The organism is Myxococcales bacterium, from assembly GCA_016703425.1.
In the GTDB taxonomy this organism is placed as follows: domain Bacteria; phylum Myxococcota_A; class Polyangia; order Polyangiales; family Polyangiaceae; genus JADJCA01.
On sequence record JADJCA010000008.1, the window covers coordinates 21264 to 47075 of the forward strand.

Below are 25812 nucleotides of genomic sequence, written 5' to 3' on the forward strand. Positions count from 1 at the left end.
GGGCGACTACCTTGCACCGGTCCCGCGCCGATGCAAGAGATCCCTGCGGGTCTTTCCGCCCGTTTCATGCCCTTTCCATGCCACAGCCACGTCGCGGCAGCCCCTTCCCTCCACCGCTTTGCATCCCGCCTTCCCACGCTTCGAACGTCTGAGGCTCTCCACGCCTCCCCTCCCCTGCCTCACGGCTCCTGCCGTTTGGGACGCGTTCGGTTGGTGCCAGAGCACGACGCTAACGCTTCGCAAGCCACCCGGTCCGCTCGCGCCCGGTGAGGCCATCGACGGCAAGAACCCCGACGCCATGGCGTTCGTGTTTCGCAAGGACGACGCCGCGCCGTTTCTTCCGCGCGAGCTGGCGGCGCTCCACATCCCGCGGCTTTGCGCGGCTGGCGCGCAAGGACACGAGTGCGAGCGCGAGTGGATCCTCGCGCCCTACGCCATCGACGACGCGACCGACGAGCTCTTCGCGCACCAGGTGCCGCCCGACACGGTCTTCGAGCTCGCCGCTGACCGGCTGACAGCCCTCGTATGGGGCCTTCACGACTGGGCCCACTTTCACAACCACGGCCCTTTCGAAGAGCGCGCCGAAACGGAGCTCCAATGTGACGCCGCGGCTCTCGTCTGGCTGCGCGTGAACCGAATCACGCTCGCCTGCGATGACGCCCACTGGGAGGCGATGCGCCGCGCCCTCGTCGTCCTCTCCGAGCGCCGCTTCGAGAGCGAGGGCCGCGCCTTCGACGAAGCGAGGCTCTCGGCCGAGCGACTCGACGAGCTCGCCCGGGCCTGCGCGCGTGCGACCCAGCGCGAACGTTCGCCCTAACGAACCACCGCGCGCATGATCGGATCGTAGAGAAAACGCGGCAACGCCGAGGCGACTGACATGAGGGAGACGAGCGGCATCGGGAACGCCACGACGGCGGGCCCGCGTTCAAGCTTGTTCTTCACGTGCCGGGCCGCGCGCGCGACGGGCCACATGAACGGCGTAAAGAGGTCCTTAGGCACGAGCGGCGTCTCGACGAAGCCGGGCATCACGTCGGTGACGCGAATGCCGAGGGGACGGAGCTCGACGCGCAACGTTTCGAGGAACGTGGAGAGCGCAGCCTTCGTGGCCGAGTAGGGACCGAAGCCGGGCATGCCTCGCAGCCCCGCGAGGCTCGTGACGCCGACAAGGTGACCGCGCCGCGCCGCCACCATGGAAGGAATCGCAGCGGTCAGCGTCGCGAGGGCGCCGCGCACGTTCACGTCGACGATGTCGGTGCACGTCTTCACCGTGAGGAGCGGCGCCGCCACGGGCTTTGACATGCCCGCGTTGGCGATGACGAGGTCGAGCGAGCCAAGGTCTCGATCGGCGCGCTGCACGGCGTCCTCGACGGCCGAGACGTCGGTCACGTCGACGGGATAAACGTGCGCCGTGCCACCTTGCGCAAGGACGCCTTGGGCGACGCGCTCCAGCTCTTCTTTGCGCCGCGCCAGGAGCGCGAGGCGCGCGCCAGACCTCGCGTATTCAAGCGCCAGCGCTTCGCCGATGCCGCTCGACGCTCCCGTGATGAGGACGGTTCGACTGCCCACAGTAGGACTCTTAGAGTCAGAGTCCGACGACGTCGACGGGCACGTTGGAGAAGAGTCCGCCGTCGGCGTTCGGCGCGCCGAGTTGTCCCTTGTCGCGCGCGCCCCAACAAGCGACCTTGCCGTTCGAGCGAACGACGCAGGAAAATCCGCTACCGGATGCGATGTCCGCCGCGTCGGTGATCCCTGCGACGTCGACCGGTGACTTTTGCGTATCGCCGCCGTCGAGGGCGCCGGCGCCCAGCGAGCCCGAGCCGCCGAAGCCCCAGCACGACACTTTGCCCGATTGCCGGACGACACACGACGTTCGCGCACCGAGCGCGAGCGCGACGGCGTCGGTCACGCCGGGAACATCTTGGGCGATCTTCTCCACCGCGAGCGGCGCCGGAGTCCCGAAGCCGACTTGTCCATAATCGTTGGCGCCCCAGCACCGAACGGTCCCGCCCTTGCGAATGGCGCAGCTGTGATCGAGACCGGTGGCGACGCGAATGGCGTCCTGGACGTTGTCGACGAGGAGCGGAAGCGCCGAGCGGACCTCGTCGAAGGTCGGGGCGCCGAGTTGGCCCGTCTTGTTGTTGCGACCCCAGCACACGACTTGGTCGTCGTCGCGGATGGCGCACGTGTGGAACGACGCAGCTCCAGAGCCGATGAACTTGAGGCCCGTGGGCGCTTCCACCGGTGCCGGCGCGCCCGAATTGCCTGCGCCGGGAATGCCGCTGCCGAGCTGCTCGTCGTCGTTGTTGCCCCAGCAGAAGGCCTTGCCGCCCTTTCGCAAGAGGCACGCGTGTTTCGAGCCGCCGGTGATAGCGACCACGTCGGTGAGCGTACCCACGAGCGTTGGAACGGCGGTTTGCCCCGCCGCCAGGTTGCCGAGGAGACCTTGCGTATTGGAGCCCCAGCACACGAGCTGCGCCGTATCGAGGAGCGCGCAGCTCGACGCAAAGGTCCCAAGCAACGACACGGCGCCGGTGAGCGGCCCCGTCAACGTGAGCGCTGAGACGGCGCCGGTCGCGCCGCCGGCGTCGACGACGCCCAACTGGTAGGTGCCGTTGTCGCCCCAACAGGCGACGCTCTTGTCGGAGCGCACGGCACACGCGTGCGCCGTTCCCGCGCCGAGCCGCGTGACCGTGAGGGGAGGCGGAGGCCCCACCTCGCCGCTCGACGAAGCGTCGCTCGGGGGCGCAACGACGGAGCCTTCGCTAGCAGCGTCGCTGCCGCCCTCACCAACGGGCGCGATTGTGCTGCCGCTGCCCCCGTCGCTGCAGGCGTAGGCACTCACGAGGAACGGAACGAAGAGGAGCCCGATAAGGATGCGGCGCATGGCGGACTCGGATGTTACCAGGCCCAACCCGCGAACATGAGTTTCGCGCTTCCGCGGGCGACACGGCGGTGGGTGGACAGGCGACCTCACGGGGGACGCCGATCTGGGATGCCGCGAGCGCAACTCCGCGTGTCGCGAACGGCGCGGCACGGCTAAGCTGCAAGGGTCCACGATGGACCGAAGCACGCTCGCCTACACACTGTTGACGCTGCGGCACGAAGGCCGCTCAGGCGTCCTGGAGGTCCGTGCCGACGGCGTGCGAACGTTCCTCTACCTGTTGCGAGGACAGCTCGTCTTCGCGGAAGAGGAGTCCATCGGCGAGACGCTGGGCCGCATGCTGGTGCGGCAGCGGAAGCTCACGCAAGAGCAATACATGTCTGTCATCGAGCGGATGACCAGCGCGCTCTTCGATAACGAGCAGCTCCGCTTCGGAGAGGTCGCCGTGGAGCTCGGGTACCTCAATGCCGCTGAGGTGCAAGGCGCGCTCGCCGATCAGGTCAAGTGGAAGGTCGTGCGAACGTTGCAGCGCGAAGCGCACGAGTTTGTCTTTCGCGAATCGACGGGGCAAGCGGAGACCGACGTTCGCTTTCCCCTGGTCTTGGAGGCTCTCATCCTCGAGGCCTGCCGCTGGGTCCCCGACGAACGGAAGAAGCGCACGCTCGATGGCGTCGCGTCGAGCCGCTTCGTCACGCTGAGCCAGGCCCCGGAACGCATCGCGCAACGCTTCTCGACGACGCCGGAGGAAACGGAGTTTCTCGCCAGCATCGACGGCACCCGCTCGTTCAAGGACCTCTTGGAATCGGCCCGCGAGGTGGAGGCCGACGTGCCCGCGCTCTTGACGGCCCTGCTCACCGCTCGGGCCATTCAATTGAGCTCCGAGCTGCCACCGGAAGCGCCGCAAGGGCATGCTCCTCCGGCGATCACCGCGCCCACTCCGGCGCAGGAGATCCGTGTGGCGCCGCCGCCGAGCCCCGTGAAGAGCTCGCCTCTCCCAAGCGCTCCCCCGAGCGACGGCGTGCACCGCAGCGCTGTGGCTACGCCGCTCCAGTTCGTTCCTTACAAGGCCGCGGCCAAGCCCGCGCCAGCGCCGCCCGCCGAACCCTCGACGGCGCGCGTGTCCAAGGAGGTCGCCAAGGAGCGCGCCGATCGCGCCCTTGCCATGCTGCGCCAATCTCGCGAGCTCGCGCGCAAGCAAGTGACCGCAGCGATACCGAAGGCCGATCCGACCGACGTGAAGGCCGCGCCGACGGAGCACGAACGCCGCTTGCTCGCGGAGCAGGAGTTTCAGCGAGGGAAGCAGCACCTTGGTGCGGGGCGCCACCAGCTTGCGCTCGGCGAGCTCGAACGCGCGCACGATCTGATGCCTGACTCGATTGAGTACGAGCTCTACGCGCGGTGGGCTGGCTACCTCGCGGGGCCGGCCGACGCCGACGCCGCACGCGCGGAGCTCAAGCGACTCACGTCGGTGGCGGTCAAGGCCGACCCGAACTCGGCGTTTGCGTATTTCGTTCTCGGCGAGATGGCGCTCGCCGAGAAGAACGAGGCGATGGCGAAACGCGCGTTCTCCCACGCCGTGAAGCTCGATCCGAATCAACTCGACGCCCAAAGGCGACTCCGGCTGCTTCTGCGCAAGTAGGACCGGATCGTAAATGGGACCGGATCGTCCGCTGGTGAGAACTCGCAGGACTCGCAACCGCGCGGGACGAAACGGGAAAGCTGACAAGACGTCGGATCGTCGATTGTCCATCCCAAGGCCCCACCGCCCCTGGGCCGAGGACTCCAAGTCCCGGGAATCGCCCGACCGACCCCTTGGCACAAGGAGTGCTGAGGAGGGAGTCAGTCCGATACCCCCCCACACCTAACTCCGCAGGTGTCGGACCCCGAGGATGCCATGAACTGGATGCGAGCTTTGATGGGCCTGTCTGCAATGAGCGTCGTCGCGTGCAGCGCGATGGGCTGTTCGTCGACGACGGAAGAGGACACCTCAGACGACGCGCTCACGGATCTCTCGGGCAAGTGGGTCGTCGACATGGCGAAGGTGACGTTGCCCACCAACCAAGGCGGCTACGGCCGCTCCTCGAAGCTCTTCTTCGGCCTGACGGCCCAGGAGTACGGCATCTGCAAACCGGAAGACAGCGCCGAAGCCTGCGCTGCGAAGCCCGCGCTTTGGGACCAGGCGTTGCGGTTCGGCCCCGAAGGAACCGCCGACGCGCCGACCTTCCGCAAGCCCTACCCGAACGACCGCGAGACGCCGCTCATCAAGACCGCCGACGGCAAGATCGTGGGCCCCAAGGGCAAGGGTCTCAACATCATTCCCCTGCTCAAGAACACCGATCCGCTCAACCAGACGCACCTCCGCAAGTGGCTGAAGAACGGCGACGCGCTCGCCTTCTTCCACCCCGAGCAGACGAGCATGCGAAACCTGATGGATCGCCGCGTGAGCCACGTGGCGATGCACTACGACTACAAGAGCCCGCTCAACGGCAAAGAGTTCGTCCACCACATCGACAACCCGAACAACTACGGCCCTCGGTACAACTACCCGCCGAGCCGCAACATGCCGTTCCACGTGTTCCGGTACCAGCCCAAGGACATGGACGCCAAGAAGGCGGAGGCCTACGCCATGGCGGGCCGCAACTGGGCCTTCTTGAACGACGACCTCTCGCCCTTCGCCGACTTCTTCGACCTTCAGGTGCAGACGAAGAAGGACCTTCGCGAGAAGTTCGCCACGCGCTTGCTCGCCGGCAACGAGTCGGCGGAAGTGTATTGCTCAGGCCTCGCGTTCTTGAACCTCAACCTTGGAACGAATCACACCCTCAAGCCGGGTGCGTTGACCAAGGAATACAAGCGCCAGGAGACCGGCGAAACCTTCAGCCCCTCGGACTGCACGACGGGCAACGAAGACAAGTGCGTCCTCGCTCCGGCGAAGCTCGCGGGTGTCGAGGTTGCCTCTCTCGAGAGCCGCGGCAAGCTCTTCGCCGAACCCTACACGACCGGCGAGCTCGCCACGGCGTGGCTCGACAACACCTACGGCGAGCTGCCGCCGGAGAAGCGCGCCGCCATCGCCGCGAAGCCGTCACGCTTCCCGGCCGGCCACCCGCAGGCGGGGCAGCCCGATCCCTCCAGCGCACAGGCGCAGCTCGCGCAAGGTCTCTACAACGTTCAGTGGAGCGACGGCGACAGCAAGCCCGAGGCCCGCGTAGGCGAGCCGGCGCAAGCCCCCGCGCAGGTAACCGCGCCCGAGAACCTTAAAGCTTGGGGCGATTCCTACGGCGCCACGTTAGCCTTCGCCACGGCGATGAAGAACGGCGACACCGCCGCCGCGGCCGCCGCCAACACGGCGTTCATCAACGCCCAGTCGATCAAGGCCAAGAACGGCCAAGTCATCCCGATGGCGCAGCTCATCGCGGACCACAACGCGGCGGTGCCCCAAGGCCAAGCGACGGACCCCGACAAATGGATCACCATCGACCCCGCGAAGATGACGGCGTCGCAGATCCTCCGCGCCCTCGAAGTCGCTCACGTGACGAACCGGTTCTGGCCGCCGCGCGCCTGGATGGACACGTCGGAAGACCGCGTCTGGGTTCCCGGCGGCTTCGATTCCCGGACCGAGAGCAAGGGCGAGCTCGTCTACGTCGGCACCGTCATCAGCTGCGAGCTGCTCTCTCCGGCCGACGGCACCGCCGGCGACGCCTGCGGCGCCGAAGGCACCGGCATGGACCAGTTCAGCGAAGGCGGCGCCGACTCGAGCACCTACCCGCACTACGCCATCGGCAACGGCGGCGAGCGCACGCACCGTCGCTTCGACGCCTCGACGTTCCGCCCGCCGGCACCGACGCAGGCCTTCCTCGGCAAGGGCACGAAGCTCACGCTCCGCGCGACGAGCCACGAGATGAGCGACGTGAAGTTCCTCCTCCACACGCCGGAGTTCTACAAGGAGGGTTACACGCCCTTCGTGGAGCAACTCTTCAGCGCTGTCCCCGACACGGTCCTCTCTCGCGAGGTCCGCGCCGCTGGCCTCTCGGGCCTGAGCGTTCGTGACTACGACGCCGCCTGCACGGCCATGAACAAGGTCGCCGCGTCGCAGCAGCGCCACGGCACCTGCGCTCCGAAGCGCGCCATCGTCCTCGACCCGTCGAAGGCGGAAGTCAGTGACGTGCGCGCCGTTGCCAGCGGCGCTGCGGCGGATGCCGTCTACACCTTCGACCTCACCAAGGTCTGCACCATCGGAAGCCCCGACGCGCCGACCATGAAGTGCCCGGTCGTTTCGCAGAAGGAAGACGGCACCTGGGACTTCGCGAACGTCCAGAGCGCTGACGTCAGCCGCGCCACGGCGGGCCTCATCTCGGCCACGATGACCGACGTCGGTCAGGTGGCGACGAGCGCGGCGCCGGTCATCGACCCGGCGAGCGCCAACGCCTCACGCGACGAGCGGGCCTACGGCCTGTGCAGCGCCTGCGGCACCGGCGGAGCCCACTTCAACCAGTGGACCATCACGATCCGAAACGATCGCTGAAGTAACCCACGACACCACGAGCCGCGGCGCTCTTCCTCACGGGGGAGCGCCGCAGCGCTTTTGTGCGCTCGGGCCCGCGCGCGACCTGTGTACGATGGCTCGGGGGAAACGCCGTGACCGCTCCGCGCCACATCGAACCTGCCTTGGCTTGGCTCACGCTGGAGCACCTGCAAGACGGCATCGCCATCGCCAATCCGGCCGGTGAACTCCTCTACATGAACCCAGCGGGCGCGCGCATCGTCGGGCTCGGCGTCGTGGAGGGCCCGCCCGGCGATTGGGCCGTGCGCTATGGAGTCTTCGAACCCGACGGCGTGACGCCCGTCGATCCGCACGAGATCCCGTTGCTCCGAGCGCTCCGCGGTGACGCTCCCCCGCTCACCAAGAACCTCGTCGTAAAGAACGCAGCGATCCCCGGAGGGGTACGGCTCTTCGTCGAGGGCCACCGGCTCGTCGACGAGGCGGGCACCACCATCGGCGCGCTCGCCGTCTACCGAGACGTCACCGAACACGAGCGCGCCCGGAGCGAGCTCCAGCAGCGAGAGACGTACCTCCAGGCGATCCTCGACAACCTCCCCGACATGGCGTGGCTCAAGGATCGGGACAGTCGCTTCGTCGCCGTCAACGACGCGCTCGCGCGCGCCGTTGGGCGAGAGCCGCGGACGCTCATCGGCCTCACCGATCTCGACCTCTTCCCCGCGGCCCTCGCCGAGCGCTACCGGGCCGACGATCGGCAGGTCATCGTCCAGCGCTCGACCTTGCGCATCGAAGAGCCTCTCATCATGGCCGACGGCGCCGAGGTGACCCTCGAGACCATCAAGGCTCCCGTCGTCGATCACAACGGAGAGGTGATCGGCACGACGGGCATCGCGCGAGACATCACGGACCGAAAGCGCGCCAAAGGGACGCTCTTGCAGGCGAAGGAGGACCTCGAGCGGCGCGTTGACGAGCGCACCCGTGATCTGGAGCGCGCTCGCGACCTCTCGGTGCGCAAAGAACGGCTCGCCGTCTTGGGTCAGCTCGCCGGCGGCGTGGCCCACCAGATTCGTAACCCGCTCGCCGCCATCAAGAACGCCACGTATGTGCTCGAACGCGCGCTCCCTCTAGCCGGCGTCCTGTTGCCGAGCGTCGTGCCCGGGGCGCGTCGCTCGTCGCCGCTGCTCGGGGAGCTAGGCCCCGACGGCGTGCCGCGCTTGAGCCCGGAGCAGCAGCTCGCGCAGGCCGTCGAGATCATCCACGAGGAGATCCGCCGTGCCAACGACATCATCTCGGGGCTCCTCGACTACGCGCGGGTCCGCGTCCCGGTGCGGCAGGCGACGTCGCTACGCGACCTCGTCGCGCAGGCGCTCGCGAGCGTGGTCTTGCCGCCCAACATCACGGTCCACGATCGCGTCGGCGCAAGCCAAGCGGCGGTCGACCCGGCGCAGCTTCAAGAGGCGGTGCACGTGCTCGTGCGCAACGCCATCGACGCGATGCCCGACGGAGGCAACCTGACGATCGCGACAGAAGAGAGCGACCCTTGGGTGACCCTCTCCGTCGAGGACGATGGCGCCGGCTTGCCGACGGAAGTCGAAGGGCGCCTCTTCGAGCCGCTCTTGACGACCAAGGTCATGGGCTTGGGCTTAGGGCTCGTGACTGCGCGCACCCTCGTGGAAGCGCAAGGCGGTCAGCTCAGCTTCGTCGACCCGAAGGCCCACGGCCGACTCGGCGCGCGCTTCGAAATGAAGCTCCCCGCCGGCGCCGAGCTCGAGCTCTTGCGGCGACGCGGTAGCGCCACGTAGGCCCGCGAGCGCCCGTCTCGGCGCCGCTCGCGGCGCGCGGCCGGCAGAGGGCGAAGCCCCACAGGCCAGCCCCCACCCGAGGCCTTGTCCCCGGATCGAACCGCGTCCATCGCATTTGCGCGCGCGTTGACCAGTGATGCGCCGATGTGCCAACGAGACTGGGCCAAGGACGCGGGAAGATTCGGGGCCGCCGGCGCCGACTTTTGCCTCGAATTCCCCGCAAAAACCGCGGGAGCGGCAAGTTCCAACGGGGCCACTCAGCACCGCCCTTGCATCCTGCACCAGCATGCGCGCCTCCCCAGCGTCGAATCTCGTGCTCTTCGACGGGCCGGTGCCGGAGCTCGCGCCGAACGTCGAGGCCACGACCATCGCCGACGCGTGCCGCGAGGCTGGGCTCGCCTTTCTTGAGGGCGCCCGCGGCGGCTGGGGCAAGTTGGAGCTCGCCGCATGGCTCGTGGGCTCGTACCGGCCCATCTGCGCGCCGATGGCGGAAGACGCCAGCGGCATCCTCCTCGTGCTCCCGTCAGGGACGGCGCACGCTCCCATCCGCGCCGGAGCCGTCGAGGGACTCATCGAGCTCGTCGCCGTCGCGGCGACGTCCGCCCTCGCGGAGCTCGCGCGCGGCGAAACGGCGCCCATCGCCGAGGCCATGCGCGACCGGGCCATCGCGTCGGCACAAGGGCCGCGCAGCCTCGTCTGGGTTCCCGCCGATCGGCCGCGGCTGCGCCTCGAGGCGAGGCTCATGTCGCTCTTCGCAGTGGACTACTTGCTCCGCTCCGATGCCTACACGACGGACCTCCTCGTTTGCGGGGCCTGCGACGAAGTGAACTTCGACGGTGCCGAGCGGGCCTGCGCCCGGTGCCAGGACCGCGGCCGGCCGAGCCACATCCGTGAAACGGGCGGCGGCGACGCCGCGGCGGAAGTCGCGGGGGAAGGCAACGAGACCGACGCGCCGGTGCGCACCGCGTAGCGGCGCGGCTCGGGAGCCGCCGCGGGCGCGTCTGAGATTCGATGGTGGCGGCCGCGCCCTCGTGCGATGGTTCCTTCGCCATGGCGCACGAGCATGACGCCTGCCCCCCGGGCGAACACGAACACGACGCGCGGCGTCTCGCAGCCAAAGTCTCGGACCACGCCGTCGAAAGGGCGAGCGCCATCTTTCGCGCCCTCGGCGACGAAGCGCGCCTGAGACTTCTCGCGCGACTCTCGGACGGCGAGTGGTGCGTCTCCGAGCTGGCCGACGCCGCCGGCGTGGGCCTCTCGACGGTGTCGCAGCAGCTTCGGCTCTTACGGGCCGAGCGCCTCGTCAAGCGACGGCGCGCGGGCAAGCACATGTACTATGCACTCTTGGATGACCACGTCGCGGCGCTCATCAAGAGCGCCCTCGACCACGCCGACGAGGCGCACGGCCCCGAGCACGACGAAGACGCCACCGACGAGTGAGGCCGCGCAGCGAGAGCGAGAGATGTGCGTGAGACGTGCTCGGGGTGCCGCCATCAGGGCGGTAAAACACGCCTTTCGGCCGCCTTCGCGCTTCATGGACAAAACCGACTTGGCTATGGGCCTGGCGTCGTGCGGCCAAATCTGCGAGAAGCACGTCGCGTGAGGGGGCACTGACGGAGCAGACCATGGCATCTCGTTTCACCGCTTGGACCCTCGTTGCACCGCTCACTTTCGGATTGGTGGTCGCTTGTTATGGCGGCACCGACCTGGCGGCGGACGGCGCCGGCACAGGCCCAGGCGCTGCCACGGCGGCGGCATCCCCGCCCGAATCGACGACCGTGAAAGGCTCCGACCTCTCGTGCGAGATGGGGCAGTTCTTGGCGGAGCGTTGCCAGAGCTGCCACGGCAAGAAGCCCACGAGCGGCGCCATCGTCTCGCTGCTCGGCTACGCCGACTTGGTCAAGCCGCTGCCCGGCGACGCCAAGAAGAAGGTCTATGACGAGGTCCTCGCGCGCATCAAGGACGCGGAGGATCCGATGCCTCCCGCCGACGCCAAGGAAGGCCCGGTCACCGCGCCCGAACTCGCTTTGGTCGAAAATTGGGTCAAGGCCGGCGCGCCAAAGGAGAGCTGCGGCGCCGGAGCCCCTCCCCCGCCGCCGCCCGCCAACGACCCGTACGCGACGGCCACCGTCTGCTCCTCGAACAAGCTGTGGAAGCAAGCCGACAAGGGCTCAGCGGAGATGCATCCCGGCAAGGCGTGCATCGCCTGCCACCAGAAGAACATCAAGACGCTCTTCAAGGCGTCCTTCGACATGGCCGGCACCGTCTACCCGACGGGCCACGAGCCCGACGACTGCTACGGCGTCGCGGGCGGCACCAAGGTCGTGATCACCGGCGCTGATGGGCAGGTCTTCGAACTGCCGGTCAACGCGGCCGGCAACTTCAGCCACGCGACGCCGCTCGGCCTCTCGGGCAAGATCGCCCTGCCCTACAAGGCGAAGGTCGTTCGCGGCGGCAAAGAGTCCGTCATGAAGGACGCGCAGACCAACGGCGACTGCAACGCCTGCCACACGGAGCAAGGGACCAGCGTGGGCGGCGGCGTCAAGAAGGCCCCCGGCCGCATCATGGCGCCCTGAAGCGGCCCCTCCTGGGCCCGATACGTCCGGATAGTCCGTATCGATTCGTCCAAGGAGCTGCGGGAGCGGACCGGTCGATCCGCCCCAGGCACGCGTCCCGCCGCCCTGGCTCGCCGCTTGCGATAGCGTGGCCGTGCCGCCCGTGGGACTTCGGCGCGACTTCCGAACACAGCCTCTGAAGCTGAACTAGCTCGTCGCGCTACTCCTCCCCGGGCGGTGCTCTCAAGGAGCCCCCGTGATCGTCGGTCCCTGTCAGTCCGCCCAGGAGCGCGTCGAGCGCGAAGACCTGCTCATGTTCGTGAGCGCGTGTTTCGCGTGCACCGGACAGCGCGAGTTCTACTCCGACGGCCGCGGCCAGGCCGTGTCCATCGACTTCTTGCACCGCTACGTCCTCGGAAACTATCGCTCGCTCTACGCGCGCACGCTGACCCTCGGCGTGAACGACTTCAACCAGGCGCTCATCGTTTCGAACCTCCTTTCGACGGGAAAGTCGACCACGCCTTCCGAGCGCTCCCTCGAGAACGCGCTCGTGACGCGCGCGCCCTCGCGCGCCTCCCCGTGCATCGGGCGATGCACCTCTTGGAGTCCCTCGCGAAGCGCCGCGTCAACAACCGGCGCACGCGCGCCATCATCGCCGCGTTCTTGGCGTCGCCCGAGCAGCGAGACTTTCGCGCCGTAAAGTACCGCCGCGCCTTCCGACGCGCCGCGCACCACGCCCACGTCGGCCTCGGCGGCGAGCTTGCGCCGTTCTTTCAGAACGGCTGGCGCGAGCGCGTGTACCAGACGCCACTCTTGGAGTCGTTCCGCCAAGCGCACTTCGCCGAGAGCAAGCTCTACGACCTCCCGTTTTCGATTGCCGAAGGCCTCGCCGCGAAGCACCAGGTGCCGCGCGACGTGTTCTTGCGGCGCATCGAGCCGCGCCTCACGGCGAACGAGCGGCTGCGCCTTCAAGACGCGAGTCGCGAAGCGCTGGGAAAGGCCTACGCCATCGACGAAGCGCGCCTCTCGCCGACGAAGCTCGCGAGCTTCATCCTCTCGCGTGACGATCGCGAGGAGCAGCGAGCTTCGCTCCACGAAGCGCTGCTCCTTTCCACGCGCCGCGCCGTCTCGCGCACCGCCTCGCGATTCGGTAAGGTCGCGTGCGTCCTCGACCGAAGCTACTCGTCGTCGGGCTCTAACGAGAAGCGGCGCCGCCCCCTCGCCGTGGCCCTCGCCGTCTCGTATTTCTTGCGCGAGGCGTCCCGCGAGTACCGCGCCTTCTGGACCGCGCCCACGGCCGACGAAGTCCTGGTTGACGCGCGCGGCGCGACAGACCTCGCGACCCCGATCCTGGACGCCCTCGATTGGGCGCCCGAGCTCCTGATTCTCGTCTCCGACGGCTTCGACAACGATCCGCCGGGCGTCGCCGCGCAGGTGCTCGAGCTCGCCCAGAAGAACCTTCGCGCCGCGCCCCTGTGTGTGCACCTAAACCCCGTCTTCGACGCCGAGAGCTTCGCGCCGAAGGCACTGGGCGTGGGCGCCGTGACCATGGGGATTCGCGCCGCCGAGGATCTGCCTACGGCGGTGGCCCTCGCGAGCTTCGCCGAGGCGCGCGCCTCCTTGAGCGACCTCGTGGCGCACCTCGACGAGCGCACCGAGCGCTTCTTGGCGGCGGACCGAAAGATGCACGAGGCCTCGCCATGAAGACGCTCGAACAGCTGACCCTCGCGGGGCTTCGCATCGGCTCGGCGCAAACGCTCGGCGCGTTTCGCCTCATTCCTCTGCTGCGCGACGGCGCTCCCGGCGATCTACGCATCCGAACGCGGAGCTACGCGGATGCGCCGGCGGTCGTGACGCTAGCGGGCGAACGCGCCGCGCCGAGCCTCGCGTACACCTCGTACGTTCCCCACGGCTTTGTGATCGCGCACACGAAGGACGGTACGGAAGCGACCTTCGGCGCGACGCTGGGCTCCGACAAGCAGTCGTGCCGATGCGTGAACCTCCTTCACCGCATGGTGAAGGCGGAGCGCTCGGGCGCGACCTCCGAGCTCCGCATTCTGCCGCTGCACCTCGCGATGGAAGGTTTTTTGGCGCTGCAGTTCGGCGGACCCGACATCGCGTGGCGCGAATATTCCGAGACCGCGTTGCGCTTTGGTCTCGATCCGCGCGTTGAACGCAGCGTCCGCGGCTCCCGGCTCTCGGGCTTCGAAGAGGCGCTCCGCGTCTTTGAGGTGGCCGAGAACCAGGTGGGCACGATGGTCTTCGTCGCCGACGCCCTGGCGAGCGTCTTCGTCGTCTCTCATCCCGGCGACTACAAGCGACTTCACCGCTCGCTCATCGAGGACTTCTTCGGCCACCTCGTCTACGAATACGCGCTCCTCTACCCCGACACGCCGCGCCTCGAGACGCGCCTCGACGGCGCGCGCATCAAGACGGTCCTCGACCTGCGCCGTGAGGTCGCTCGCGCTCGCGACGCGTGGACCGACTACGCGAAGCTCCTCACGACGGGCCTCTTCGAGCACCCCGTTCGCGTCGAGCGCGTTCGCACCATGGGGCCCTTCCGGTTGGAGCGCTTCGCGCCTCAGTTCGACCCGGAGCGCGACTGCCACATCGGCGAACGCATCGTCCGCGAAGATGGGACGCTTGAGTACATGAAGACGTTCCGGCTCTCGGCGGCGCAGGTGCGCCGCGGTCACCTCTTGGAGCAGCTGGCGGCGGCCGGCTGGGAGCTCGACCTCGCGGCGCGAGCGCTCCGCACCACAAAAGACGAGCTCATCAAGCGGCTCGTGAACGCGGGCTTTGGCTACCTGCTCAAGGCGAGCGTCCTCGCGGCGGCGCGTCAACGGGCGAGCGAACACTCGCTCTGATCGGTCATCAGGCGAACGTCGTCGGGCGGCGTCCAACGGGTGTCGGCGACCTCCCGCCAACGTCGGGCATGGGCCCCGGCTGCCCTTGGTGTACAAGGCCTTGGGCTCACACGTCCGATGTCGATCTTCTTGACCAAAACGGCCACCGCGCTCGGCGAGCTCGGGTCGCTGCTCCCCGCTTGGCGAGACCTCGCCCGGGCGGCGCCGATTCCCTCGTCTCCTACCTGGGCCCTGACGTGGTGGAAGACCTTCGGCGAAGGGCGCTCGCTGCGCGTTCTCTTCGCCCTCGACGGTGCGGAGCTCATCGGCGTGCTGGCGATGTCGGAGCGGCGCCTCGTTGTCCGAGCGGTGCCGCGGCGCCGCCTCGAACTTCTCGGCACCGGCGAGCCCGAAGCGGACGAGCTCAACGGCGACTGCGTGGGCCCGGTGTTCGCGAAGGGCTGCGAAGAGCGGGCCGCCGACGCGTTCGCGGCCGAGCTTGTCCGCTGCGCCGCCGCGTGGGACGAGCTGCACTTCGCCCAGATGGACGGCGCGGCGCGCGGCACAGTTGCGCTGGAAGAGGCGCTGGCCGCCCATGGCCTCGCCGTTCGCGAAACCCCGCGCGGGCAATGCCCCAAGGCCTCGCTCCCGCCGACGTGGGAGGACTTCGTCGCGACGCTATCCCCAGAAGGGCGCGCGCGCGTTGAGCAAGCGGCGAGGCGACTGGACGGTGAGGGCTCGGCGCCTTCTGGCGTGAGCCCCGCGAAGGTCGAACACGACGACGACGTCGAGCTTCGTTCGTTGCAGAACGACTTCGCGCGCCTCGGCGACGGTCGCTTCCAACCAGGCCCGCAGAACCGCTTTCGAGCCTTTCACGACGCCGCCCTCGCCGAGCTCGCATCCGAGGAGCGCCTCGCTCGAACGCGCATCTCCATCGACGGCGCCGCGGTGGCCGTGGGGCTCGCGTGGCGAACGGGCGGCGGCACGTTCGTTTACGCGACAGCGACGTCGTCGCTAGAAGGACTCGAGACCATGCTGCACGTCGCGATGGTGCGACGGGCCATCGCCCTTGGGCAAACGCACTTCGAGTTCCAAAACGGCGTCACCCGCGAACGCACCCTGCTGTGTGGCGGAAAGGCGCGCCCTGTGGTCAACGTCTCTGCTCCCTCGCCTTCCCTCCGAGGCCAACTCGTAGGGCGAGCCGCGCGGGCCACACTCCTCTTACAATCGCTCCGCAAGAACCTCCGATGATCGGTATCCAAGGCCTCGAAAAGTCCTACGGCGCACGCACGCTCTTCGCGGACGTGAGCCTGAAGCTCAACGCCGGCTCACGCTACGGCCTCGTGGGCGCCAACGGCTCCGGCAAGACCACACTGATGGAGATCTTGGCCGGCGATCAGCCACCGACCGACGGCAGCGTCACGATGCAGAAGGACGCTCGCGTCGGCGTACTCCGGCAAGACCGCTTCCTCTCCGACGACGAGCTCATCCTCGACATCGCCATGGCCGGCGACGAGCGCGTGACGGCGGCCTTCGCCGCGCAGCGCGAGCTTGCCCGCGGCCTCGGCGCCGATGACACCGCCGCCGCCGCGAGGCTCGTGGAGCTCGAGGACCTGATCCGCGCCCATGACGGCTACACCCTCGAGGCCCGCGCCAGCGCCATCCTCGACGGCCTCGGCATTCCCGTCGCCGCGCACCGCATGCCGCTCGCGACGCTGTCGGGCGGCTTCAAGCTGCGCGTTCTCCTGGCGCAGGTCCTCCTCGGCGGTCCCGACGTGCTCCTACTCGACGAGCCCACCAACCACCTCGACATCCTGTCGATTCGCTGGCTCGAAAAGTTCCTCGCGAGCTACCAGGGCTGCGCCGTCGTCATCTCCCCACGATCAGCGCTTCCTCGACAACGTGGCCACGCACGTCCTCGACGTCGACTACGGCACCGTGACCCTTTACCCGGGCAACTACTCCAACTTCGTTCGCGAGAAGGCGGCCGTTCGCGAGCGCAAGGAGGCGGAGATCGCCCGCGCCGAGGCCACCGTCGCCGAGAAGCGCGCCTGGGTCGAGCGCTTCGGCGCGAAGGCCACCAAAGCGAGCCAGGCGCAGAGCCGCCTCAAGCAGATCGAAAAGATCGAGGTCGACACCCTCGAGGCCTCATCAAGGCGCGCGCCGAAGTTCCGCTTCGAGGCGGAGCGAAAGAGCGGCCGCGACGTCCTCGAGGTCACGGCCATCTCGAAGGCCTATGGCGAAAAGAAGGTCCTCGCCAACGTGTCGCTCATGGTGCGGCGCGGCGAGCGCGTGGCGGTCATTGGCCAAAACGGGCTCGGCAAGTCGACGCTCCTCAAGATCGTGACGGGCAATCTGAGCCCCGACGCGGGCTCGGTGAAGTGGGGACACGAAGCTCGCGTCGGGTACTTCGCGCAGGATCATCACGAGGCGCTGGTGGATCCCGACGAGACGCCCCTCGACGTGGTGTGGAACACGATCCCGAAAGCCGAGACGGCCTACGTACGTGGCGAGCTGGGACGCGTCCTCTTCTCTGGCGCCGACGTCGAGAAGAAGGTTGGCTCGCTCTCGGGCGGCGAGGCCGCTCGCCTCGTGTTCTGTCGAATCATCGTGCAGAAGCCCAACGTGCTCGTCCTCGACGAGCCGACGAACCACCTCGACATGGAGGCCATCGACGCACTCGCCACCGCGCTCGAGACCTTCGAGGACGGAACCCTGCTCTTCGTTTCGCACGATCGAGCCTTCGTCGCACGGCTGGCGACCCGCATCCTCGAGGTGACGCCGCAAGGGTTCAAGGACTTCCCGGGTACGTACGACGAATACCTGGCACGTGCCGGCGACGACCACCTCGACGCCGACGCGGTGGTGCTGCGTGCGAAGAAGGACCGCGAGACGAGCGCCACCAAAGCCGACGACGCGGCTGTCTCCTGGGAGGAGAAGAAGCGACGGGCGAACCGCTTGAAGCAGCTTCCGGCGCGCCGCGACGAGGTGCTCAAAGCCATCGACGTCGCGGAGGCCCGCAAGGCCGCCATCGCGGCCGAGTGGTGCAAGCCCGGGTACTACGAGAAGACCCCGGCGGCGGAGGTGCAAGCGCTCGAGGCTGAAGATCGGGCGCTCGGCACCAAGATCGAAGGACTCTTGGAAGAGTGGGAGCTGCTTGAGAAGGAGATCGCCGAGGCCACCGCGTGACCCGGACCCGCGTGAGCTGAATGGGGCGAGGGGAACCTACCCTTCGTCACAAAATCGAAGGGCGGCTGCTCACATGGGTGGGCGCGGAGCACGCGATCCGTCAGGTTTACGAGAGCGCCCCCAGGCAACGGATCCCATTTCACGAAGGTTCGACAACGCCTCGGCGCGGCAAGTGCTCACCGACGCCGCCGCGCGCGGAGAGATCACGCTGGCCACGCTATGGTCGGCCGCGGAGCGCTTGGCCGCCGGCGAAGACGGTGATGCGCTCGTTCTTGAGCTGTGCGGGCCGGGGCCCAGCGCGGACCTCGTGACGGGCGCCACGCTCGCTGCGGCACCTTCCGACTCCGGCTCTGCCGACGCCGCGCCGGAGAGCGAGCCTGGCCCGGAGCGATACGACCTCCAAACGTCGCTTGGTGCCGGCTCATCGGCGACGGTCGTTGCGGCCTACGACCACACGATGAAGCGCGTTGTCGCGCTGAAGCTTGTCCGCGACGCCGACGCGGCTGCCATGACGCGCTTTCGTCGCGAGGCGCGCCTCACGGCCGGCCTCGAGCACCCGAACATCGTGCCCGTCTATGACAGCGGCACGACGCGCGACGGCGCGCCCTTCTACGCCATGCGGCTCGTCAAGAACCGCTCCTTGCGGCAGATCATGCAGGTCGGCAGCGAAGGCACGCGGTGGCCCGTGAGACGCCTCACGAGCGCCCTGGTCGGCGTCAGCCGCGCCCTCGACTACGCACACTCGCGCGGGCTCGTGCACGGCGACGTCAAGCCCGAGAACATCCTGGTGGGTGACTTCGGTGAGGTCTACCTCGCCGATTGGGAGCTGGCCTTCGCCGAGACCGACGGAGAGACGGAGCGCCGCGCGCTCCGCGGAACGCCCGGCTACATCGCGCCCGAATTGATCGCGCCAGAAGGCATCGCCGATCGCGCCGCCGATCTCTTCGCCGTCGGCGTCATCCTCTACGAGGTACTAACCGGCGTCGCTCCCTTCGACGGCCAGTCGGTCACCGAGACGTTGTCGCGAACGCTGAGGCATGTGCCGCCACGACCGCGCGCCCTCGCGCACGATTGCCCGCTCTTGCTCGACGAGCTGGCCTTCGCCCTGCTCGACAAAGATCCGAGGACGAGGCCCTCGGCGCGCGAGACCGTCGAGCGACTCGATGACTTTCTCGAGGGTGCTCGCGAGGTCGAGCGCCGTGCCCGGGAGGCGAGTCGGCTCGCGGAGGAAGCGCTCCAATGGGCGACGGAGTTCGAGCGGCTGGGCCGGCGGCAGAAGGAGCTCGAGCAAGCGGCGCGGCGAGCCCTCGCGCCGCTCAAACCGTGGGAGTCGGTCGACAAAAAGCGCGTCGCTTGGGGCCTCGAACGCGAAGCGCGGGAGGCCGATGTCGAGGCGAACCTCGCGCTCGCGCGCGCCCTCGAGATGTACACGCAGGCGCTGGGGTACGACCAAAACGCGGGCGACGCGCACCGCGGCCTCGCGCGACTCCATTGGACGCTGGCCCGGCGCGCAGAGCGTGAGCAGAAGCGCGGCGACCAAGCGCACCATGAGGCTCGCGTGCACGAGCACGACCACGGCGAGCTGGCACGTCAGCTAACGGCGCCCTCGCAGCTCGTGCTCCATTCACTGCCGGCGGGCGCGACCGTCGTCCTCGAGCGGTTCGTGGACGAGGACCGCACGCTCATCGCGAAGGGCGCCATCAGCCTCGGCAAGACACCGGTCCGCACCGAGCTGCCACCGGGCTCCTACCTGCTCACGCTGTCGGCCGACGGCTTCGAAGCCGCGCGTTACCCGGTGGTGCTGCGCCGCGGCGCGACCCACGCGACAACGGTGCGCTTGGTGCGCCCACGCGATCTCGGGACCGGCTTCATCTACGTGCCGCAAGGCCTGACGATGCTCGGCGGCGATCCCCAGGCGATGGATAGCCTCCCCTCCGAGGAGTGCCTCGTCGACGACTACGCCATCGCCGAGCTCCCCGTGACCTTCGGCGAGTATTGCGAGTTCTTGGACGCGCTCGAAGCGAGGTCCCCGGCGCTCGCCGAGAAACGTGCGCCCCGCGACAAGCGGGGCTCGGAAGGCTTTGTCGTGCGCCGCGGGCCGGGCGGTTTGTGGGAGCCCGAGGAGAGCCTCGTCGAGGGCGAAGGACGCACCCTCTTGCCCAACGGGACGCGCGACCTTCGTCGACTGCCGGTCTTGCTCGTCGATTGGTACGACGCCGTCGCTTACGCCGCGTGGCGGAGCCAGCGAGACAACACGCGAGTGCGCCTACCGACGGAGGCCGAGTGGGAGAAGGCCGCGCGCGGTGTCGATGGCCGCGCCTTCCCGTGGGGCAACGAGTTCGACGCGACCTTCTGCAAGATGCGCGACTCGCGCGCCGTCGTGCAGCAGCCGGAGCCCGTCGGCGCATTCCCGCGCGACGTGTCGTGTTACGGCGTGCGCGATCTCGCCGGCGGCGTGCGCGAATGGGTCGCCGACTTTCACGGTGGCCCCTCCGCGGAAGAACTGCTGCGCGAGCCCGAGCCGGGCGCGCTCGTCACGCGCGGCGATTCTTCGCTGCGCCAAGCGCGCGGCGGCGCCTGGATGATCGACGCGCAATGGTGCCGCGGCGCCTCAAGGGGTCCCCTTCAAGCGTTGGCGCGCGGCACTGCGCTCGGGTTTCGCCTCGCGAAGACGCTGGCGCGTTAGAACACGGCGTCCACCCGGGACGGAATTCGGGCGCGAAGCCGTGCGCTTTTCCCTTCCGCGGGAGCGTTCTTGCGGGTCTGCTCCCTTTTCCGGGAACTCTGCCGCCCTTTTCCGGGAACTTCGCCAATGGGGCGTGTCTGAACGCTGCGAGGAAACGGAAACATGGACAGGACGTCGACGGTGGTGGTCTCGGTTGCGGTCGTCTTCATGGGCGCCATGGTCTGGAAAGGTGTCCAAGAGCCGCGCGCGCCGGCGGGGTTCGTCGAGCGCGCCAATCGCGCGCCGGTCACGACCACGAAGCTGACGAACACCCAAGTCGTCGGCCCCATCGACACGCCCATCGTGGAGCGACCTCGCTCCGCGCCGCTTAGCCTCACCGCGTCCGACGGCACGGGCCTCACGCTCACGAGCATGGTGGCGCGCGCCGAGGTGCAAGATCCGCTGGCCTTCACCGAGCTGCGACTGACGTTCCAGAACCCCCAAGCCAGGCAGCTCGAGGGCACCTTCCGCATCACGCTGCCGGAGGGCGCCAGCGTGAGCCGCTTTGCCATGAAGATCGACAACCGGTGGCAGGAAGGAGAGGTCGTCGAGAAGCAAGCGGCGCGCGTCGCCTACGAAGACTTCCTTCACCGGAAGCAGGACCCGGCCCTCTTGGAGCAGGCCGCGGGCAACGAGTTCTCGGCGCGCGTCTTTCCGATCCCGCCGCGAGGCACCAAGGAGATCATCCTCTCGTATTCGCAAGAGGTCAGCGGCGGCGCACGCTACTCGCTCCCGCTGCGCGGGCTGCCGGAGCTCGGTCTCGTGTCGATCAGCGTCACGCAAGACGGCTTCCCGCAGCCGGTGCAGACGTTCTCGCAGCGACGGTTCCTCCCCGATGGCGACTTCGTGCTCGACGAGCGCCTCGCGAGCAAGGGCCTGGGCCTCCGCGCACGCAACATGGTGCTCGCGAAGGTCAAGGCCGACGCCATCGCCAGCCAGGAGAAAGACCCCATCGAGAGCGCCATCGTGCTCGTCGACACGAGCGCGTCACGCGCGCTGGGTTACGAAGAGCAAGTACGCCTCGTCGCGAGCTTGCTCCGAAGCCTCGGTGAGCGCGCTGACGCGACCTTGCGGGTAGCGGCCTTCGATCAGACCGTGGTCCCGATCTTTGCGGGCAAGGCCCGCGAGTTCGGCGACAAGGAAGCGACCGTACTCCGGGAGCGCATGCCGCTCGGGGCGTCGAACCTGGCAGGCGCGCTCACCTGGGCCACGGACGAAGCAGCCAAGGCGAAGGCCACGCGCGTCATCCTCGTGGGCGACGGCGTCGCGACGGCGGGCCCGACGGAGGGCGAAGCCTTCGCCGCGGTGCTGAGCAAGCTGAAGGCCGCCGGCATCGTCCGCGTCGACGCGGTGGCCGTGGGCGGGATCCGCGATCGCGTCATGATGAAGCGCCTCGTCGCCGGCTCCTTCGCGAAGGACGGCATGGTCATCGACGGCTCGCTCGGCGTGGCCAACGCGATGCGGCGCCTCACGGAGCGCACGCTCTCGGAGGTGCCCATCGACGTGCCCGGTGCCCGATGGTTCTGGCCCAAGCGCATGGAAGGGGTTCAGGCGGGAGACGAAGTGCTCGTCTATGCCGACGTTCCCGAAGGGCAAGCCTTCAGCCTGTCGGCGGGCAAGCCCCTCGCCATGCCCGAGCTCGCGACGGCGGAAGTGCCGCTCCTTGAGCGCGCCTGGGTGCAGGCGAAGATTCAGAGCCTCGTCGAAGCGCAGAGTCGCGAACCTTCGCCGGAGCGCACCAAAGAGATCTTGGACCTCTCCATCAACCACCGCGTGCTCTCCCCGTACACGGCCCTCTTGGTCCTCGAGACCGAGGCCGACTACGCGCGCTTCAAGATCGATCGCAAGGCCTTGAAGGACATCCTGACGATGGACTCGGGCACGCTCAAGCTCAAGCACCGCTCGTGGCCGTTCGATCGAAACGCCGACGAAGACAAGCAGGAGCTCGCTCGGAATTCGGACAACAAGGAGGGCGGCTCGGGGACGCGGGCGAAGGCCGAAGAAGGCGCCATGGGAAACCCGCGCGCGCCTGGGGCGCAGCGCTTCGGCGTTCGCGGTCCGAGCGACAACCGAGACCCGGAGGCGCCGACGTCGGGCGCGGCGACGGCGACCGCAGCGGCAACGCCACCACCAGCACCGGCGCAAGCGCCCGGCGCTCCTCCGGCCGCAAGCCCCGCCCCCGCTATGGCCGCCGAGCCCCTCGCGGATCGCGCGGCACGGCCCGCTCCCCGAGGCGGGCCGGCGGCCGAACAGGAGTCCTTCGGCGCCGGCGGCCTCGGCCTGTCGGGCGCGGGCGAAGGCGGCGGCGGCCGCGGAGAGGGGATCGGTCTCGGCAACATCGGCACCATCGGTCACGGCGCTGGCGTGGGCACGGGACAGGGCTTCGGCTCCGGCTCGGGCCGGCTCGGCGGCAGCCACCGCACGCAGGTCCCCTTGGTCCGAATGGGCGTCACGACCGTGAACGGCGCCCTGCCACCGGAGGTCGTTCAACGCATCGTCCGGCAGAACTTCGGTCGCTTTCGCCTTTGCTACGAAAATGGGCTTCGCGCCAACCCCGCGCTCGAAGGACGCGTCGTCACGCGGTTCGTGATCGACAAGTCGGGCGCTGTCCTGACGACGAGCGATGGCGGCTCCGACCTTCCCGACGCGTCGGTCGTGTCGTGCGTCGTGCGGTCATTCACGAACCTGTCATTTCCTCAGCCGGAAGGCGGCGTGGTGACGGTCGTATTCCCAATCAGCTTCAGCCCCGGCGGCGGTGAGGCGGCGACGCCCTCGGCAGCGTCGCCCAACAACTGGAACGCGAACACCGTCGCGCCCTACACCGGGAAGTTCAAGACGGTGATGACCACCATCGCGTCGCAAGGCGCGAAGGCGGCTCTCCCCATCGCCCTGGAGTGGCGCAAGGCCGACCCCGCCGACGTCCTCGCGCTGATCGCCCTCGGCGAAACCTACGAAGGTCTCGCCGACACGACGGAAGCGGCACGCGCCTACGGCTCGCTCATCGACCTCTTCGCATCGCGCGCCGACCTCCGGCGTTTTGCTGGCGAACGCCTCGAACGAGTCACCTCAAGGCGCGACGGAAAGGTCGAGCCCTTCGGGGAGGCCATGGCCCTCGCCGTCGACACCTACGAGAAGGCCGTCTTGCAACGGCCCGATCATCCTGCGAGTCACCGGCTCTTGGCGTTCGCGCGCCTCAAGCGCGGCGATCACCCCGGCGCCTTCGACGCTGCGCTGTCCGGCGCCCGGCGCAGCTACCCGTCGGGCCGCTTCGCCGGTGTCGACCGAATCCTCCGCGAGGACCTCGGTCTCATCGCTGCCGCGTGGCTTGCAAAGGATCCGAGCAAGCGCGCCGAGATCATGGCGCAGCTCGCGGAGGTTCGCGCCACGTTGGAGACGGGCGCGTCCTTGCGCTTCGTCCTCAACTGGGAGACCGACGCCAACGACGTCGACTTTCACATCATGGACTCGCGCGGCGGGCACGCCTATTACGGCGCCAAGTCGCTGCCGAGCGGCGGCGAGCTCTACGCCGACGTCACGACCGGGTACGGGCCCGAGTGTTTCACCGTGAGACGCCCCGTCGGACAGCGGGCGGGCCCGTACAAGCTCCAAGCGCACTACTACTCGCGCGGCCCCATGGGCTACGGCATGGGCAAGCTCGAGATCATCGACCACGACGGCAAGGGGGGGCTCACCTTTGAGGAGCGCCCCTACGTCGTCATGGTCGATCGCGCCTTCCTCGATCTAGGCGTGGTCGACGCCAAGTGAGCGGACGCCCCGAAGACCTTCGCGTGGAGCGAGGCGTCGTCGGTCAGCTCGGGATGAAACGTGGCGCCCCAAACGGCGCCTTGGCGGACGAGGATCGGCTCACCGGCGAGCCGGTCCACGACCTGGGCGCGGGGCCCGACCGACGTGATGCGCGGCGCGCGAATCAGCACGAGGCTCCTTCCCGCGTCGCTCATCGCCTCGAAGCTGTCGAGCTGCCGACCCCAGCCGTTTCGCGTCACGGTGACGTCGAGGACGCCGAAGCTTCGCTGCTGCGGGCCTAACACGCGCTCGGCCGCGAGGATCAAGCCTGCACAAGTCGCGAGGACCGGAACGCCCGCGGACACCCGCGAGCGAATTGGGCCTTCGAGATCGAAGCGCGCGATGAGGTCGAGTTGCACCGTGCTCTCGCCACCGGGGAGGACCAGCCCCGCCGCGTCGGCAAGGTCATCCGCGCGACGGGCGAGGCGAACCTCGTGCCCCAACGACCGAAGCATCCGCGCATGACGTTCGAAGGCGCCTTGAACCGCCAAGACGACGACGGGCTTTCCACGGGCCATCTCAGTTGCCTCGCGCCGCGAAGCGCTCCGGCGCCGAGAGCGAAGCCGTGGGCACGCTGCGCATCGCCGCGCCGAGACCGGTGCTGACGGCGGCGAGCGCGGCCGCGTCCTCCCACGCGGTCACCGCCGTCACGATGGCCCGTGCTCGGCGCGGCGCGTCGGCGCTGAGGAAGATACCGCTGCCGACGAAGACGGCCTCGGCACCGAGGGCCATGGCGAGCGCCGCATCGGCGGGCGTGGCGATGCCGCCGGCGGCGAAGTTCGGGACCGGGAGTCGGCCTGCCGCGGCGACCTCGCGAACCAGCTCCACCGGAGCGCCGAGCTCCTTGGCCTCGCGCACCAACTCTTCGGCGCCGAGCGTCGTGAGGCGACGAATCTGGCTCCGCACGCGGCGGAGGTGGCGAACCGCCTCGGCGATGTCGCCGGTACCGGCCTCGCCCTTGGTGCGGAGCAGCGACGCGCCCTCGGCGATGCGGCGCAAGGCCTCGCCGAGATCGCGGCAGCCGCAGACGAACGGCACGCGGAACGTTCGCTTGTCGATGTGGAACTCGTCGTCGGCGGGCGTCAAGACTTCGCTCTCGTCGACGAAGTCGACCTCCAGGGCTTCGAGGATCCGGGCCTCGGCGAAATGCCCGATGCGGCATTTGGCCATGACGGGAATGCTGACGGCAGCCTGGATGCGCGCCACCATCTCCGGATCGCTCGCGCGAGCCACGCCACCTTCGGCGCGAATCTGAGCCGGCACGCGCTCGAGCGCCATGACCGCGGTGGCCCCGGCGGCTTCCGCGATGCGCGCTTGCTCCGCGTCAACGACGTCCATGATGACGCCTCCCTTGAGCATCTCAGCGAGGCCTGACTTCGTGACTTGGGTCGATTTTTTCATGGAGCTCTCCTTTTCACGCCACGCGGGCGCGCTTGCGATCAACAGGCATGTGCGAAGGCGCGTCGCGGTGACGGCGCGCCGAAAACGAACGGGACGAACGAGCGGAATCAAGCG

Annotated in this window: 15 protein-coding genes and 2 pseudogenes; 13 read left to right on the top strand and 4 right to left on the bottom strand. The window is 68.7% G+C overall.

Annotation, left to right across the window (positions count from 1 at the left end):
• The first annotated feature begins 118 nt into the window (after positions 1 to 118).
• Positions 119 to 817: a hypothetical protein gene (locus IPG50_15090; protein ID MBK6693513.1), complete on the top strand. Its 699-nt coding sequence runs from the start codon at positions 119 to 121 to the stop codon at positions 815 to 817.
• Here IPG50_15090 and IPG50_15095 read toward each other — a convergent pair.
• Together IPG50_15095 and IPG50_15100 are read right to left on the bottom strand one after the other, a co-directional pair.
• Positions 814 to 1566 (bottom strand): SDR family NAD(P)-dependent oxidoreductase, encoded by a 753-nt coding sequence (locus IPG50_15095; GenBank protein ID MBK6693514.1) that lies wholly within the window; start codon positions 1564 to 1566, stop codon positions 814 to 816. The two genes, IPG50_15090 and IPG50_15095, sit on opposite strands and share 4 nt — an antisense overlap.
• A gap of 16 nt (positions 1567 to 1582) precedes the next feature.
• Positions 1583 to 2884, bottom strand: a complete 1302-nt coding sequence (locus tag IPG50_15100) for a hypothetical protein (protein ID MBK6693515.1) — start codon at positions 2882 to 2884, stop codon at positions 1583 to 1585.
• A gap of 172 nt (positions 2885 to 3056) precedes the next feature.
• Between IPG50_15100 and IPG50_15105 the strand changes: the two genes are divergently transcribed.
• From IPG50_15105 to IPG50_15160, 12 genes and pseudogenes are all read left to right on the top strand, one after another.
• Positions 3057 to 4520, top strand: coding sequence for a DUF4388 domain-containing protein (locus tag IPG50_15105; GenBank protein MBK6693516.1), 1464 nt, complete (start codon positions 3057 to 3059; stop codon positions 4518 to 4520).
• A gap of 276 nt (positions 4521 to 4796) precedes the next feature.
• Complete coding sequence (locus IPG50_15110; protein ID MBK6693517.1) at positions 4797 to 7400, top strand: hypothetical protein; 2604 nt, start codon at positions 4797 to 4799, stop codon at positions 7398 to 7400.
• Positions 7401 to 7513: 113 nt separating this feature from the next.
• Positions 7514 to 9178, top strand: coding sequence for a PAS domain-containing protein (locus IPG50_15115; protein ID MBK6693518.1), 1665 nt, complete (start codon positions 7514 to 7516; stop codon positions 9176 to 9178).
• A gap of 286 nt (positions 9179 to 9464) precedes the next feature.
• Positions 9465 to 10148: a hypothetical protein gene (locus tag IPG50_15120; protein ID MBK6693519.1), complete on the top strand. Its 684-nt coding sequence runs from the start codon at positions 9465 to 9467 to the stop codon at positions 10146 to 10148.
• 182 nt (positions 10149 to 10330) lie between these two features.
• Entirely contained in the window at positions 10331 to 10618 is a 288-nt protein-coding gene (locus IPG50_15125) for a winged helix-turn-helix transcriptional regulator (protein ID MBK6693520.1), read from the top strand.
• A 185-nt stretch (positions 10619 to 10803) separates the two neighbouring features.
• Entirely contained in the window at positions 10804 to 11754 is a 951-nt protein-coding gene (locus IPG50_15130) for a hypothetical protein (protein ID MBK6693521.1), read from the top strand.
• A 292-nt stretch (positions 11755 to 12046) separates the two neighbouring features.
• Positions 12047 to 13437, top strand: a pseudogene (locus tag IPG50_15135) (hypothetical protein).
• On the top strand, positions 13434 to 14600 hold the full coding sequence (locus tag IPG50_15140; protein ID MBK6693522.1) for a hypothetical protein: 1167 nt from the start codon (positions 13434 to 13436) through the stop codon (positions 14598 to 14600). The pseudogene IPG50_15135 and the gene IPG50_15140 overlap by 4 nt, the downstream one beginning before the upstream one ends.
• Before the next feature lie 117 nt (positions 14601 to 14717).
• The gene (locus tag IPG50_15145; protein ID MBK6693523.1) at positions 14718 to 15830 is read left to right on the top strand and encodes a GNAT family N-acetyltransferase; all 1113 of its coding nucleotides are present in this window, start codon (positions 14718 to 14720) and stop codon (positions 15828 to 15830) included.
• Positions 15827 to 17768: pseudogene (locus IPG50_15150) on the top strand (ABC-F family ATP-binding cassette domain-containing protein). Before IPG50_15145 ends, IPG50_15150 begins: the two are co-directional and overlap by 4 nt.
• A 172-nt stretch (positions 17769 to 17940) precedes the next feature.
• Entirely contained in the window at positions 17941 to 20454 is a 2514-nt protein-coding gene (locus tag IPG50_15155; GenBank protein ID MBK6693524.1) for an SUMF1/EgtB/PvdO family nonheme iron enzyme, read from the top strand.
• A 162-nt stretch (positions 20455 to 20616) separates the two neighbouring features.
• Positions 20617 to 24258, top strand: a complete 3642-nt coding sequence (locus IPG50_15160) for an AgmX/PglI C-terminal domain-containing protein (GenBank protein ID MBK6693525.1) — start codon at positions 20617 to 20619, stop codon at positions 24256 to 24258.
• Here IPG50_15160 and pdxT read toward each other — a convergent pair.
• Together pdxT and pdxS are read right to left on the bottom strand one after the other, a co-directional pair.
• A complete protein-coding gene (pdxT, locus tag IPG50_15165; GenBank protein ID MBK6693526.1) occupies positions 24201 to 24815 on the bottom strand; it encodes a pyridoxal 5'-phosphate synthase glutaminase subunit PdxT in 615 nt (204 codons plus the stop codon). The genes IPG50_15160 and pdxT overlap by 58 nt on opposite strands.
• 1 nt (position 24816) lies before the next feature.
• Positions 24817 to 25698, bottom strand: coding sequence for a pyridoxal 5'-phosphate synthase lyase subunit PdxS (gene pdxS / locus IPG50_15170; protein MBK6693527.1), 882 nt, complete (start codon positions 25696 to 25698; stop codon positions 24817 to 24819).
• Positions 25699 to 25812: the final 114 nt, after the last annotated feature.